Below are 13,659 nucleotides of genomic sequence, written 5' to 3'. Positions count from 1 at the left end.
GCTCATTCAATATCTCCCTGAGCTGGCTGCATCAGTCAAACGTTTAGCCCTTCAACATGTTTACGCGTTCTTTGATAGCTGGCGAATGGAACAAAAAACTGCCTGCTACAACAGAATCCACACCGTTTTCTTTACAGAGCAATACTGTTTGATGGTTTATACCACCATCGACTTGAATTATATAGTTCAACTTGTTGCGTCTTTTGTAATCTGCTAAATAGTTTGTCTTTGCCATAGTTTTTTCAATAAATGACTGTCCGCCTTTCCCTGGCACAACCGTCATTTGTAACACAAGGTCAACCAATGGTAAACACGCAGCGATTTGGTTGATCTCTGTCTCCGGATTTAAGGCAATGCCTGCGTTTATGCCGTGACTCTTTATTGTACGTAATAGGTGGAGAATATCTCCGTCAGATTCTATATGCAAAGTTATTTGGTCAACGTTGGCCTTGATCAGTTCTTGTACAATGTGTGTCGGATTTTGCACCATTAAGTGACAGTCTAAAAATAAATTTGTCCGTTGTTTGATGTCAGTTATCAGTTTAACGCCAAAACTAATATTCGGAACAAAATTACCGTCCATGACATCAAGATGAAGCCAATCAGCACCGCTTTTTTCCACGTCTCTGATTTTCTTTTCCATTTCCAAGTAGTCAACATCCAGAATCGAAGCACCAACTAGCATTGTTCAGTCACCTCAATGTCGCGAATCATCTTATTTCTCACATCATATTTTCCGCCTAAATATGAACTGCTGAGCCATGTGTTAACGATATTCAGCGCATCATCTTCGCTAATTACTCTTGCGCCCAGACACAATACATTGCTGTCATTATGCTCCCGAGTCATCCGTGCCGTAAACAAGTCGTGCACCAGTGCTGCACGTATCCCGTCATACTTGTTGGCTGCAATCGACATGCCTACCCCTGTTCCGCAAACCAAAATACCCAAAGCATCATCCAGTTCTCTCAGTTTGGTAATAACTCTTTTGACAGAAACCGGAAAATCCATGGATTCCGTAGTAAAACTCCCGCAATCAATGACCTCGTGTCCCTGTCCTGCCAAACATGTGACAATTGCCCCTTTTAATTCAAAACCTGCATGGTCGTTTCCTATGACTATTTTCACTATTCACGATACCTCCATTTGGAACTGACTGGTTCCTTTTTAGTTTGTTTTCTTATTCACAAATAAGCGTAAGATGATGACAACCTATTACTAAAAGAATAGGTTGTCACTAGCATTATTTAACGTCGTTGGATTTAATCATGACTTTTATTTCTTTGCCTGACATGACTGCATTAAATGCCTCCCGCCAATTTTCCAATTCAAAGACCTTTGTTATCATTTTATCCACTGAAATTGCACCTTTATCCAATAAATGAATCGCGATCGGCCAGTCTTCAGGATTTTGCGAGCGGCTGCCCACATAGCTGATTTCCCTTTGAATGATTGATTCTAAATCGACTGAATTAAATTTGTCTTTAAATAAGCCGACTTGAATCAGTTCTCCTTTTTTCTTGATGTAAGGAATACAATCATTAATTGCGTGAATCGAACCTGACGCATCATAAACTTTATCAACACCCGCACCGTCAGTGACTTGATTGATCAACTCTTTTAATGACTCTTTTTGTGTATCGATGATGTAGTCGGCGCCAAGTTCTTTTGCTAGTTCCAGCCTGTGCATGTCTTGAGTAATCCCTGAAACAATGACGGTCGAACCTATTTCTTTGGCTATTTGCAATAAATACAACCCTATCGGCCCCGGGCCAATAATCAAAATCGTATCTTTCAGTTCCAGTCTGGATTTTTGATACATCGCATGTACACAACATGCTAACGGCTCAGACATGGCTGCTCCTTCGTAACTAAGCGTATCCGGCAATAGATGAATACTTTCTTCTCTTGCCAAGACAAAGTTTGCCATACTGCCATTTTGTTGAGTGCCTAATCCTTTGCGGTACGGACACAAGTTATAATTTTTGCTTTGACAGTATTCACACTCGCCGCAGACTGAAAAAGTCGTTTCACTGGTGACCCTGTCGCCCACTTTGACCTTTGTGACGTCTTCGCCGACTTCCACAACTTTTCCTGAAAATTCATGACCTAATATGACTGGTGTCGTAGGATTACTGTACTCCCCTTTGAACGTGTGAATGTCTGAACCGCAGATACCGGTGTAGGCAACTTCGATTAACACTTTATCCTCAGTCGGCTTTGGGACCTCCAACTTAATCAGTTCCATTTGATCGTAACCGTTCTTCGTTTTACAAACTCCTATCATTTCCAAACGACTCATCTCTTTCTTTTTTAAATAATAGTAGAAACTAACTCCGAAATCTTGAACAGTACCCATTTCAAGAAGTTACCGCCTGTATCCAGATTAGTGATTTGAGCAGCCCCTTCCGGAAACTCGACAATTCCTTCAGCCATGGATGTAAGAATCGGAGAATAGTCGGTCGCCATCAAGAGCGCAAAGACCATCACAATCGTACATGTAATAACTGAATGCAAAATATTTCCTTTTCTGCTTGGAACAATCATCCCGACAAAGAACGGAATTGTGGCTAAATCACCGAATGGCAGGACTCTGTTGCCTGGTAAAATAACAGCTAAAAACAATGTGATCGGAACCATCAGCAGACCTGTCGCTAACGTGGCAGGCGCACCCGTGGACAGCGCCGCGTCCATTCCTAAATAAATCTCGCGGTCTCCATACTTGCTTTGTAATAATTTCTGGGCACTTTCTTGAATAGGAATCAATCCTTCCATCAAGATTTTGACCATTCGCGGCATTAAGAACATGACAGCCCCCATTGTCATTCCCATTTCGACGATACCGCCCAAGTCATAGCCGCCTAGAAAAGCAAGGGCAGCACCAATAATGATACCCATGACCATCGGCTCGCCAAACACACCAAATCTTTTTTGGATGGTTTCCGGATTGACGTCCAGTTTTTTAATACCTGGAATCTTAGCTACCAGTCGGCCAATCGGAATACCTAACATAGCATAACCAATCGTTGAACCGGTAGAGAAAGTGACGCCATCTAAACCATAGTATTCTTGGATTTGCGGGGCAGTTTTGTCTGCCATGATTTGAACCACTACTGTACAAATGATTCCCATTAATATCCCGAACAAGAAATTGCCGGTAACGATGTAACCTGTTGCGGCTACTGCACTCATGTGCCAATAATTCCAAATATCAATGTTTAACGTTTTAGTCCAATTAAACATCAGCATCACAATATTCACGATTAAAATAACAGGAATCATGACAGCGGCAATCGGCTGCGCCCACGTGCCTGCTGCGACAGTCGGCCAGCCGGCATCAATAATCGTTAAATTCAATCCAAATCGTTCCACCATGGCTTGAGCTGCCGGACCAACACTGGTCGTTAATAAATTAATGACGAGGTTGATGGCAATCATCCCGATACCCACTGTGATCCCTGAAAGCAATGCTTTAGTAGGCTTTACACGAAACACGATACCAACAATGAATATGATAATCGGTAACATCACACTAGGGCCTAAATTTAATATCCCTTGAACAACATTCATTAAACTATCCATACTGTATCATCCTCCGATTTTTTACTTGTTTAAAATATCCTTTGCAACAGAAACAATTTCGGCCTCCGCTTTATCTACCCCGATGCCAGTTAGAAACGCCATGCCTTTAATTGCCGGAATGGAATATTCTGTCGGGAACATCGTCGTTGATATTAACATGTCAGCTTCTGCCTGTTTATTCGCTGCCTCCGAAATTTTTATTTGAATAATTTCGGCAGGTATCCCGTTTGCTGCAAACAATTCTTCCACTTTTTTAACCACAATTGTTGATGTTGCAATTCCTGCACCACATGCGATTAGAACCCTAATTTTTTTCATCTTTCTGATCTCCCTCTTCAATTAATAATGTTTTAAGTTCATCAAAACTATTTAACTGTGTGAATTTTGTGATGACTTTTTCGTCTTGCAGCAATGCTATCAGTGTCTGCAACATTTCCAATTGGCTGTGCGGCTTCCTTAAACCTAAGACAAAGACGATTGTCACTAACACGTCTTGCGTGTTATCTTCCATTGATTGAAAAACCACCGGTTCATCCAGCACATAAACAGCAATAAATTCTTTCTTGACATAGTCTGCATCTGTATGGGGAATGGCTGCCCCGATGTTTCCTAGACTGATACCTGTGGGGAAAGTTTTTTCCCGTAAGGTAATCTTTTCAAGAAATTCCTCCGTGACAAATCCTTGTTTCAACGCATATTCATAAACGTCTTCAAACAAACTATCTTTTGACGCTATTTTTTTGTTAAAAAAAGACAATGACGGTGTTAAAAAGTTAAACAGTTCTTCATAGCTCATTTTTTTCCCTCCTCAATACTAAATTTACATAGTTCTCTTAATATTTCTGATTCAGTTGTTTTTTTCTCCACATCATTCAGCCGAGTAGACATAGATAAATTTAGTAGTTCATAAAGGACATTGATATGTTCTTCCTTGTCTATTGAGGACAACAAAACTATTGTTTTAATCTCACCTGCTTCACTGGCTATGCCGTGTTTTAAAACGGCAACACTGATTCCTAACTTTTTCGCACCAAACTCCGGACTTGCATGTGGTAAAGCTATCTTATTGCCTAACAAGACATACGACGGCAACTGGGGCATTTGATCAATAATCGTTTCAATGTATCCTTTTGTGATAATATCCTTATCGTATAAAATAGTGCCCAAATCATGGATGACTCTTTGCCAAGAAACTTCATTAGGGTAATACAGAACAGCATCCTCTGTTAATAAATCCTTTAATCCTACACCATATTGCGGTTTGCTTATGTAAGACTCGCTCACTTTTTTGCTGTTTTGGAGACTTTTTCTTAACATCGCTTCATTTTCAATAACTGCATATTTTTTGACGATATTTATGATTTCATCTACAGAAATTTGTTCTAAGAGATTCTCTTCGTCATAAGTCAAAACCTCATCTCTTAGCTGAACCTTATCTTTGTCTGATAAAAAGCTGTCAACTAAAAATACTTTTTTTTCAGTTTCCAGTGGAACAACAGAAAAAACATAATCAACATCTTCAATATCCGACTTGTAAAAACTTCTAGTCGACATTGTGCTGATAAACTCGATTTCCGGTAAAATCGTTTCCAGTGTCTTTTCTAAAAGTGAAGAAATGGAAAGACCATTCGGACAAACAATAATCGCTTTTTTGTGCTGATTTATTTTAAGCAGATGATCGTTACTCATTAAGTGTCCTGAGATGATCAGCGTGATAAAGAAAATTTCGATTTTCGGCAAACTTTTATCAAAAAATAATTCTAAAGGAAAAATTGATTTACTGACTAGGAAATAAATAGAACTCAAATCGGAATTGTCATTCATATTGAGATAATTATTATTCAGATTCATATCATATTTTATGCGGTAATAAGCCGGCGACATATGGACCATCAGTTTGTCAATTAGAGCCTGTTTATCCTGTATGGTTATAAACGCTATTTTTTCAAATTTATTGATGCTTTCTTCCACCGCATGTTTCATCTTCGTCAGCTGATTGACGGACAAAATGTTTTTTCGGGAGACGTTGGTCGTAAGCAGCTGTAGTGTTAAATAAAGTCTTTCATTTTCATTGATGTCTTCCATATCCCAAAACAGTTTGTCTGTTACGAGGTATTCCTTCGTATCAGACAACTCCCGTGCATTGATTTTGAAAGAGTAGTTAATCAATCTGCCCCTTTCTATCCTTCTGATAATAATAATCATCAACAAAGGGAGGGCCAGAATGCGGTCATCCGTATACTCAACTGATAATTCTTTTTCAATTTTATAAATTTTGTCTCGGAAATCTCTCAGCTCATCTTTGTCGATTTTAGACGCCTTTAGTATCAGCGCCTCGCCGATGCTTCTGGTATACAATTTTTCAATGATGTTTTTCAACACTAGCCGCTTGTTCCACTCATCGCCTTGAATAACATAACCGCTCGCCCGATCGAAATGAAGACTGAGATGATATTCATCTAAAAGCAGATTTAACTCTTTGACATCTCTAAGAATGGTGTTCTTGCTGACTCCCAGCTCGTCAACTAAATGGTCTAAAGAAAGGTATTCTTCACGGCTGAGAATAATCAACAGCGTCACATAGATTCGTTCTTCCATCGAAAGAATGTAATCTTCAACCGACAGTTCTGTCACATTGAACAGCTTGCTGAATTCAAAAATAACCTCCTCTTCAATTAAAAACTTTCCCTGTCTTGTCCTAGTAATAATGCCAAGTCCCTTTTCTTCAAGATAGTCATTGATTTTTTTTATCGTATAATTCAATTGCCCGCGGGACAATTCAAAACTTAGTGATAAATCCTTGCTTGAAATACTAGGGTTTTGTATCAATTTTTCCAAGACTTTCATTGACCGTTTATCTAATTCCATATCCCTTTTTCCTTTCTATACTTATAATCTATCGAAAAAACGCTTTCTGTTCAAAAGGTTTTAGTCACCATTTTTTCACATAGTCGTATGCAACATGAGACTCTTACAATTCATAAGCATCTTAATTGTACACTACTTTCTTGTCCCTGCTGGCTTTGCAACATTAATCATTATGTTGCATAAATACTTTATGCAACAAGGGAATTAAGCGCCAACAAATGCAAAAATACATAAAAATACCTGCAAGCCGCTAGGACATTTGAACTGCCGACGGCTCTAAAGCATACAAAAAACCGCCTTCCAGATGTTAAATGTTTGTTCAAACATCTGGAGGGTGGCTCCATACTAAATGTAAATTAACAGTGTGTTTACTTTCCCTTACGGTCTGTTTCTTTCTGGCCAAATGCACATAAATCGAGCAGCGGGCAGTCGTCGCATTTGGGACTGCGCGCAGTGCAGTGATAACGGCCGAATAAAATCATCGTGTGATGTGTCTGGACCCATTTTTCCTTTGGGATTTTTTTCATCAGCGTCTCTTCAACTTCAGTGACTGAGGCTGACTGCTTGCAAATCCGCAAGCGTTTGGATACACGCTCAACGTGGGTGTCGACTGCAATTGCAGGTACGCCGAAAGCATCGCCGGCAACCACATTGGCGGTCTTTCGTCCGACACCGGGCAAAGTCATCAACTCCTCAATGGTTTGCGGCACTTGGCCGCCAAAATCATCCAGCAGCATCTGTGCGGTCTTTTTAATATTATTCGCTTTATTTTTATATAAACCAATCGTCCGGATTTTGGCCATGACATCATCCAACGGCGCTGCTGCCAGCGCCTCCGGTGTCGGATAAGCCGCAAACAGCTCCGGCGTCGTTTTGTTGACCGAAACATCGGTCGCCTGTGCACTTAAAATAACTGCTATCAGCAGCTGAAACGGCGAATTGTGATTCAATTCCCCTTTTGCATCTGGAAATAATTGCTCCATGCGCTTAACTGCTTCTTGTGTTTTTGCTTTTGAAAGCACCTTATCCCCTCCCGTTTTTATCCGGCTCAAGCCAATTATATAGCGGTACTTCCGGCAGCTGCTCATCTTCCTGAACAGTCTGGTCCTGGATTTGTTCGCGCCTGCGGAGCTGGTCTTTTTGAACCTGGTCTTTCGTTTTCAGATTCTTCCGTTCCCATGCCAGCAAAATCCGGTCGATGTATTTCAAACTGTATGCCTGATTCAAGACTGCTTCCCGTAAAGCCAGCTGTATCAGCTCGACACTGTATTTATCTTCATTCAGCCACATGCCAATCGTTTCGATTTCAATCGGCGACAGCGGTCTTGAGAATTCTTTTTCGAACCGCTGGTACAATTCGCGGACATCATTTTTCTTTTCCTGCTGCTGTTGCTGCTGCTCCACTTGTTCGAAGTAATAAGCCACTTTTTGGAAAAACAGCGTCAGGTCATAGGCGTCCTGTGTTTTCCCCTCGGCATTTTTTTGTGTTTTAATGGCAATCACTTTTTTGGAAATCAGCGACTGGACAAGCTGGAACACCGTGTCCTGTTTTTCTCCCATCCGCTCGCCGACTTCTGCTAAATCAGGGAAAAAGTCTCCTTTTTGGGCATCATAACTCAACTGCAAATACAGCAGCAGTTCTTTGTCTGTCATCCCGATGCGGTGGTAACAGCTCAACACCAGATTGGAGATATTCATCTGGCCGGCTTCTAAATATCGGTACAAATCCAACACGACTCTCAACTCACTTTCAAGAAACAGTATAACAAAAAAAAGAAGAAGTTGGTATGCTCTTCTTCTTTCATTCTAATCACAACATTATTTCAGTGATTCCTGCATGATTTTCTCACACAAGTCATTATACGATATTCCGACGGCTTGCGCTTCGACCGGCAAAAGACTGGTCGGCGTCATCCCCGGCAGTGTATTGGCTTCAATGCAGTAAACTCGCTCATCCTGATCAACCAAGAAATCCACGCGGCCATAAACTTCAAGATGCAGCAATTCTTTAACCTGCCGTGTCATGTCTTGAATTGTGTGATGCAATTCATCGGAAATATCCGGTGGAGACACCTCTTCGGTGGCACCCGGCTGATATTTATTGCGGTAATCATAAAACCCCTGCTTTGGAATAATTTCAACAGCGGGCAATATTTGGTCGCCAAGAAAGCCGCATGAAAATTCCCGTCCATCAACAAATTCTTCAATAATAACTGTTGAGTCCAAGAAAAGGGCAGCCTCAACTCCTTGACGGCACTCTTCAACGGTCTGTGCAATCACGACACCAATACTGGAACCGCCGCTAGCCGGTTTGACCACACAGGGCAGTGCCAGGTGAGGCAACAAGTCGTCAAATTGGGAGACACTCTGAATCGTGTGGTACGCTGGTGTCCGGATACCGTGATGGGCCATCAGTATTTTAGACAAGTGCTTATCCATTGCCAAAGCTGACGCCAGAAAACCCGATCCTGTGTAGCGAATACCTAACGTATCAAATGTTGCTTGAACTTTGCCGTCCTCTCCAGTTTCGCCGTGCAGACCAATAAATACAATATCAGCCAATTGACAGATTTTCAGAACATGAGGTCCGAAAACTGACGACTGTTCATCCAGCACACTTTCGCCAACACTGGCTTCGATGGTATAAGTTGTAGTCATTTCCTTTTGTGCATCATAAACAGAAGCAAACGAGCTGAATGTGTCAAGCCCTAACGCCATGTCAATCAGAACAGCCTGATGGCCGTTGGCATTCAATGCCCGGCAAATACCCTGACTTGTCACTAGCGATACCTCTCTTTCGGTGGAATATCCGCCGCCAAGCACCACAATTTTCATCGTATCTCTCCTTTTCTTGATAGTATCTCCATTATAGCAAATTTTTTTGACACTTGTCGTTAAACAAAAGATTAATGAATGTTTAACAATCACATTTCTGTTGGTATTTCAGTCATACTTTTTATATACTAAACAGTGACAACACAACAGGAAAGAAGGGTCATTGTGAGTATCAGTGTCATTTTACTTGTCGCAGGCTTGATTATGCTCGCGCTTGCTGCAGCAGGCTATCGCGTCTTTCAAATCATTTCCTTGCGCAACACATCATTTCAACTATCCATATCGCCAGAAACACTTTCTCCCCAAAAAGAATACTTTTATGCGCATAGAAACGAACAGCTCGAATGGCTGGAAAAATGGGGCTACAAGACTGTCTACATTAAAAACAGTCAAAAAAAACGGTTGGCTGGCTATTATTTCGAAGCAAACGAACCAACAGATAAAACAGTGCTGGCAATACACGGCTACCGCTGCGACGGCGGTTTTGAAGAATATATGTACCACATCCCGATGTTTCTCGAAAAACTGCAGATGAATGTACTGGTCGTCGATAACCGTGCCCATCACCACAGTGAAGGCAACTATATCGGATTTGGCTGGATGGACCGGCTCGACTGCCTGCAGTGGCTGGACTGGCTGATTGAACAATACGGACCTCAGCAGGAAATATACTTGCAAGGGATAAGCATGGGGGCAGCGGCTGTCCTCATGACTGCCGGCGAACAGTCGCTGCCGGAGCAAGTCAAAGGCGTGATTGCTGACTGCGGCTTTTCGTCCGTCTCCGAAGAACTCCGCTATGTGATGAAGCAGGTGATGAAACTTCCGACCTTTCCGCTTCTTCATATTGCCAGTCTTTTTAACAAACTATTCGCGGGATTTTTCTTCTCCGAAGGCGACACGCGTGCGGCAGTGCAGCGCATCCGCATACCGGTGCTCTTCATCCATGGCGACACAGACACATTTGTCCCGACATCCATGGTTCATCAATTGTATCAGGCCTGTTCGGCACCAAAAGAACTTTATCTCGTCAAAAGCGCCGCCCATGCCGATGCCTATCTCAGCGACACAGAACGCTACTACCAGTTTGTCCGCTCATTAGTATACGGTCAGACAGCAAACAAAAATTTAAAAGAAGTATAAGACTGGGATTGCCACTGTTTTTTTCGCAGCAACTAAGGTATGATAGAGAAGTTATATTTTTATTTAGGAGGTTCTTTATGAACAAATCTGATTCATTAGAAAAAGCTCACACCAAAGAATGGTTCTTGCGGTTTGTCAAAGGCATGTTCATCGGGTCCGGTTTTATCCTGCCAGGTGTCAGCGGAGGTGCCCTGGCAGCAATTTTCGGCATTTATGAGCGGATTATTTCTTTTTTAGCGAATATTACCAAAAACTTCAAAGAAAACTTTTTCTTCTTCCTGCCAGTAGGCTTAGGGGGGATTACCGGCATCTTTTTACTGTCCTTTGTGGTCAGCTTCGCCATCGGAGAATATGAAACAGTCATCATGTGGTTCTTTGTCGGCTGCATCATTGGTACTGTACCGTCACTTTGGCGCGAATCAGGCAAAAAAGGCAGACAAACGCCTGATTATATCGTCATGGCTATCACATTTACTGTCGGGCTGCTGTTTCTTATTTACGGTCAGAAATTATTCAGCGGCAGCGTTGCCCAAAATTTCGGCACATGGATGATTGCCGGTGCGCTCATCGGTCTAGGTGTTATTGTACCTGGCCTTAGCCCGTCAAACTTCCTCCTTTATATGGGTATGTATAAAGCCATGTCAGACGGAATCAAAACTCTTGACTTCAGCGTCATGATTCCCATTGCTCTGGGCGGCGCCGTTTGTGTGCTTGGTTTGTCTAAAGTGATGGACTACATTTTCAATAAATACTACGCAAAATTGTACCATTTCATCATGGGTATCGTGTTCGCTTCAACCGTTATGATTATTCCAGTCGATTACAGCGGGTTTTCATTAACTGGTTATCTGGCCTGCATTATCTCCTGCTTTTTGGGTGCTGCATTAGGCTGGTGGATGAGCCGTCTGGAAGAAAAATACAAATAATAACAAAAAGCTTCTGTCCTTTGAGGGACGGAAGCTTTTTTATTGAAATGCCGAAAAAAAAGACATTATCTTCATATTCAACTTGACTGTATCAGCGTACAGAAAATTACCGCCATTCTTATACAGTTGACCGCCATTGTGAATCAAAGTCAGCGGATGTCTGTGAAAGTAAGTTTCCTTGGTCGTATTGCCAAGCATCGGCGAAAGAATATCGCGGGAATACGATTCTGCCAGCTCGACAGTATTGGTTTGACCGTTTTCTGCAATATATTGGATATAATTGATGCCAAAATTATAAGCTTGTACTGCCGTCCAGACATCGCATCCTTGGTTTTCAGCTTCTTGAATAACTTTTGCAAGATAAGCCACACCGGACTCAATACTCTCAGCGCTAGTCGTAATCTGGTTTCTCACACCGTATTTGCTTTCACTGCTTTGCATCACATCCAGATGATCCCCTTTTGTTTCTGTCAGAATGATTGCCAGAACAACATCTTCATAAGCAGAAATGCCATTTTTTTCTGCGGCATCCTTCACCATCTGTTCCCAGCGCTTCACAGAGTCGACCTGTTGTTTCGTCCGATACACAGAATAACCGGTAAGTGCCAGCACTGCGATAACCAGCACCAGCAAGATTTTTTTTAACACCTTAAATTTTTTTCTTCGCTTCCTCATTAACTAACCAGCCCGAACCTTTCCGATTTGGATTATATGCCAGTATCCATCATACTATGAACTTATGAATAATTCGACTATTTTATTTGATGGTTTATAGAAAACTTATACATTGAATCCAAAAAAACCGCCAGACATTCCCATGCTCTGGCGGTTCGGCTTGCCGATTATTTTTCTTGCAAATGCTGCTCGATACATTGGGCAACTTCTTCAATCGACTTGTTTTTGACATTGACAACAGTCGCTCCCAAGTTTTCATACAGCTCTTGCGAAAAGGCCAATTCATTTTTGATTCTGTCCAAGTTGACATACGCAGACTCCCCGCCCAGCCCCAGCGAACTGAGTCGCGCCTGACGCACATTCATGATGTATTCAGGTTCTGCCGTCAGTCCGATGAGACGCCGCGGTTCGATTTGAAATATTTCTTGGGGCACCGGTACTTCGGGAATCAGCGGCAAGTTGGACACTTTATAAGACTTATTCGCCAAGTACATACTTAACGGTGTCTTCGATGTCCGGGAAATCCCGAGAATCACAATATCCGACTTTAGAAAACCTTTCGCATCTTTGCCGTCATCATACCGCACGGCGAACTCGACAGCCTCGATACGATCGAAATATTCCCGGTCCAGCTGGTGCAGTGACCCGCTCTTATAAACAGGTTCGACATTCGTTTGCTCGGACACCATGCGAATCAAGTCGGACATGTAATCAATGTAACGCAATCCTGTCTTTCTGGCGAAAGTTGCGCAACGCTGATTTAATCCCTCATCCACAAGAGTCGTCACAACAATCGCTTTTTCCTGCAAGGCATCAGCCAATACCGGAACCAGATCTTCTTCACTGTTGATGAACGGAAATTTTTTGATTTCAATATCTGTTAATGTGGGAAACTGCGCCAGCACAGCATTTATCACCCGTTGAGCGGTCTCTCCGATTGAGTCTGACACCACAAATATCTTTGCCTCATTTTCATTTGCTCTACGCATTCTTTTCCTCCTCAATACCTATTTGAATAAAATGCTCCATCACACGCGTTTTAGAAATCTTGCCAATCACTTTTTTGGATGCTTTGTGCTCCACGACAGGAAGCGAGTCAACCTCATGCAACGTCAACAGCCGCCCTGCTTCCAGCACTGTCGTTTCCGGATCGCACATAATAATGTTCGGCATACGCGTCATGATGACTGCTACTGGGGTCTGATTATCATTAGTGTTCATCATACTCCGTAACAAATCTTTGCGGGAAACCAGTCCGACAATCTCCCCTGTTTCCTCGCTCACCACGTACAACGAGCCAACATCATACATGAATAAATCTGTGACTGCACTTTGAACAGTCGTATTGGGAGTGACAATAACCGGCGACAACATCATGTCACCAATCTTTTTATCAAACAGCTCTTCGTGCAGCAAAGGATCAAAGCTCAATCCTGAATAAATGTACCCTACTTTTGGCCGCGCATCTAAAATGCCTGTCATTGTCAGAACCGCCAAATCACTGCGCAGTGTCGGCTTCGTGAGCCCAAGCTGGGCCGCGATATTGTCCCCGCTGATCGGCTCGTTCTGTTTCACAATGTCAATAATTTTTTTCTGACGCTCACTTAATTCCATAACTGTTCCCCTTTATATC

15 protein-coding genes are annotated in these 13,659 nt (G+C 42.2%); 2 read left to right on the top strand and 13 right to left on the bottom strand.

The window, feature by feature from the left end; all coding sequences use genetic code 11:
* Positions 1–43 precede the first annotated feature (43 nt).
* The 10 genes from rpe to CBF27_RS09460 form a co-directional block, all read right to left on the bottom strand.
* Positions 44–685, bottom strand: coding sequence for a ribulose-phosphate 3-epimerase (gene rpe / locus CBF27_RS09505; protein WP_126814064.1), 642 nt, complete (start codon positions 683–685; stop codon positions 44–46).
* On the bottom strand, positions 679–1,128 hold the full coding sequence (gene rpiB, locus CBF27_RS09500) for a ribose 5-phosphate isomerase B (protein ID WP_126814063.1): 450 nt from the start codon (positions 1,126–1,128) through the stop codon (positions 679–681). Before rpiB ends, rpe begins: the two co-directional genes overlap by 7 nt.
* 115 nt (positions 1,129–1,243) lie before the next feature.
* Positions 1,244–2,302, bottom strand: coding sequence for a zinc-binding dehydrogenase (locus CBF27_RS09495; RefSeq protein WP_126814132.1), 1,059 nt, complete (start codon positions 2,300–2,302; stop codon positions 1,244–1,246).
* Positions 2,303–2,313: 11 nt separating this feature from the next.
* The gene (locus CBF27_RS09490; protein ID WP_126814062.1) at positions 2,314–3,582 is read right to left on the bottom strand and encodes a PTS galactitol transporter subunit IIC; all 1,269 of its coding nucleotides are present in this window, start codon (positions 3,580–3,582) and stop codon (positions 2,314–2,316) included.
* Between the two features lie 21 nt (positions 3,583–3,603).
* Positions 3,604–3,900 carry a PTS sugar transporter subunit IIB gene (locus CBF27_RS09485; RefSeq protein ID WP_126814061.1) on the bottom strand — a complete coding sequence of 99 codons (297 nt, stop codon included), beginning with the start codon at positions 3,898–3,900 and terminating at the stop codon, positions 3,604–3,606.
* Positions 3,887–4,378: a PTS sugar transporter subunit IIA gene (locus tag CBF27_RS09480; RefSeq protein WP_126814060.1), complete on the bottom strand. Its 492-nt coding sequence runs from the start codon at positions 4,376–4,378 to the stop codon at positions 3,887–3,889. Before CBF27_RS09480 ends, CBF27_RS09485 begins: the two co-directional genes overlap by 14 nt.
* Positions 4,375–6,450, bottom strand: coding sequence for a BglG family transcription antiterminator (locus CBF27_RS09475; RefSeq protein ID WP_126814059.1), 2,076 nt, complete (start codon positions 6,448–6,450; stop codon positions 4,375–4,377). Before CBF27_RS09475 ends, CBF27_RS09480 begins: the two co-directional genes overlap by 4 nt.
* A 368-nt stretch (positions 6,451–6,818) precedes the next feature.
* Positions 6,819–7,472, bottom strand: a complete 654-nt coding sequence (gene nth, locus CBF27_RS09470; RefSeq protein ID WP_126814058.1) for an endonuclease III — start codon at positions 7,470–7,472, stop codon at positions 6,819–6,821.
* A 1-nt stretch (position 7,473) separates the two neighbouring features.
* A complete protein-coding gene (locus CBF27_RS09465) occupies positions 7,474–8,184 on the bottom strand; it encodes a DnaD domain protein (RefSeq protein WP_126814057.1) in 711 nt (236 codons plus the stop codon).
* Positions 8,185–8,268: 84 nt separating this feature from the next.
* Positions 8,269–9,285 carry a D-alanine--D-alanine ligase family protein gene (locus CBF27_RS09460; RefSeq protein ID WP_126814056.1) on the bottom strand — a complete coding sequence of 339 codons (1,017 nt, stop codon included), beginning with the start codon at positions 9,283–9,285 and terminating at the stop codon, positions 8,269–8,271.
* A gap of 165 nt (positions 9,286–9,450) precedes the next feature.
* Between CBF27_RS09460 and CBF27_RS09455 the strand changes: the two genes are divergently transcribed.
* Positions 9,451–10,425, top strand: coding sequence for an alpha/beta hydrolase (locus tag CBF27_RS09455; RefSeq protein WP_126814055.1), 975 nt, complete (start codon positions 9,451–9,453; stop codon positions 10,423–10,425).
* A gap of 77 nt (positions 10,426–10,502) precedes the next feature.
* On the top strand, positions 10,503–11,351 hold the full coding sequence (locus tag CBF27_RS09450) for a DUF368 domain-containing protein (RefSeq protein ID WP_126814054.1): 849 nt from the start codon (positions 10,503–10,505) through the stop codon (positions 11,349–11,351).
* Positions 11,352–11,390: 39 nt separating this feature from the next.
* Here CBF27_RS09450 and CBF27_RS09445 read toward each other — a convergent pair whose 3' ends face one another.
* The 3 genes from CBF27_RS09445 to CBF27_RS09435 form a co-directional block, all read right to left on the bottom strand.
* Positions 11,391–12,026 (bottom strand): lysozyme family protein, encoded by a 636-nt coding sequence (locus CBF27_RS09445; RefSeq protein ID WP_126814053.1) that lies wholly within the window; start codon positions 12,024–12,026, stop codon positions 11,391–11,393.
* Positions 12,027–12,193: 167 nt separating this feature from the next.
* Positions 12,194–13,015 (bottom strand): pyruvate, water dikinase regulatory protein, encoded by an 822-nt coding sequence (locus CBF27_RS09440; RefSeq protein WP_126814052.1) that lies wholly within the window; start codon positions 13,013–13,015, stop codon positions 12,194–12,196.
* Complete coding sequence (locus CBF27_RS09435; protein WP_126814051.1) at positions 13,008–13,640, bottom strand: CBS domain-containing protein; 633 nt, start codon at positions 13,638–13,640, stop codon at positions 13,008–13,010. The genes CBF27_RS09440 and CBF27_RS09435 overlap by 8 nt, the downstream gene beginning before the upstream one ends.
* Positions 13,641–13,659 lie beyond the last annotated feature (19 nt).

The sequence above is a fragment of the Vagococcus acidifermentans genome, from assembly GCF_003987655.1.
Lineage (GTDB): Bacteria > Bacillota > Bacilli > Lactobacillales > Vagococcaceae > Vagococcus_B > Vagococcus_B acidifermentans.
This window is presented reverse-complemented; position numbering and strand designations above follow the sequence as displayed.

Coding starts and splice junctions, on each gene's coding strand:
- rpe (WP_126814064.1), bottom strand. CDS start 685: ATGCTAGTTGGTGCTTCGATTCTGGATGTTGACTACTTGGAAATGGAA.
- CBF27_RS09475 (WP_126814059.1), bottom strand. CDS start 6,450: ATGGAATTAGATAAACGGTCAATGAAAGTCTTGGAAAAATTGATACAA.
- CBF27_RS09460 (WP_126814056.1), bottom strand. CDS start 9,285: ATGAAAATTGTGGTGCTTGGCGGCGGATATTCCACCGAAAGAGAGGTA.
- CBF27_RS09450 (WP_126814054.1), top strand. CDS start 10,503: ATGAACAAATCTGATTCATTAGAAAAAGCTCACACCAAAGAATGGTTC.
- CBF27_RS09445 (WP_126814053.1), bottom strand. CDS start 12,026: ATGAGGAAGCGAAGAAAAAAATTTAAGGTGTTAAAAAAAATCTTGCTG.
- CBF27_RS09440 (WP_126814052.1), bottom strand. CDS start 13,015: ATGCGTAGAGCAAATGAAAATGAGGCAAAGATATTTGTGGTGTCAGAC.
- CBF27_RS09480 (WP_126814060.1), bottom strand. CDS start 4,378: ATGAGCTATGAAGAACTGTTTAACTTTTTAACACCGTCATTGTCTTTT.
- CBF27_RS09435 (WP_126814051.1), bottom strand. CDS start 13,640: ATGGAATTAAGTGAGCGTCAGAAAAAAATTATTGACATTGTGAAACAG.
- CBF27_RS09495 (WP_126814132.1), bottom strand. CDS start 2,302: ATGAGTCGTTTGGAAATGATAGGAGTTTGTAAAACGAAGAACGGTTAC.
- CBF27_RS09490 (WP_126814062.1), bottom strand. CDS start 3,582: ATGGATAGTTTAATGAATGTTGTTCAAGGGATATTAAATTTAGGCCCT.
- CBF27_RS09485 (WP_126814061.1), bottom strand. CDS start 3,900: ATGAAAAAAATTAGGGTTCTAATCGCATGTGGTGCAGGAATTGCAACA.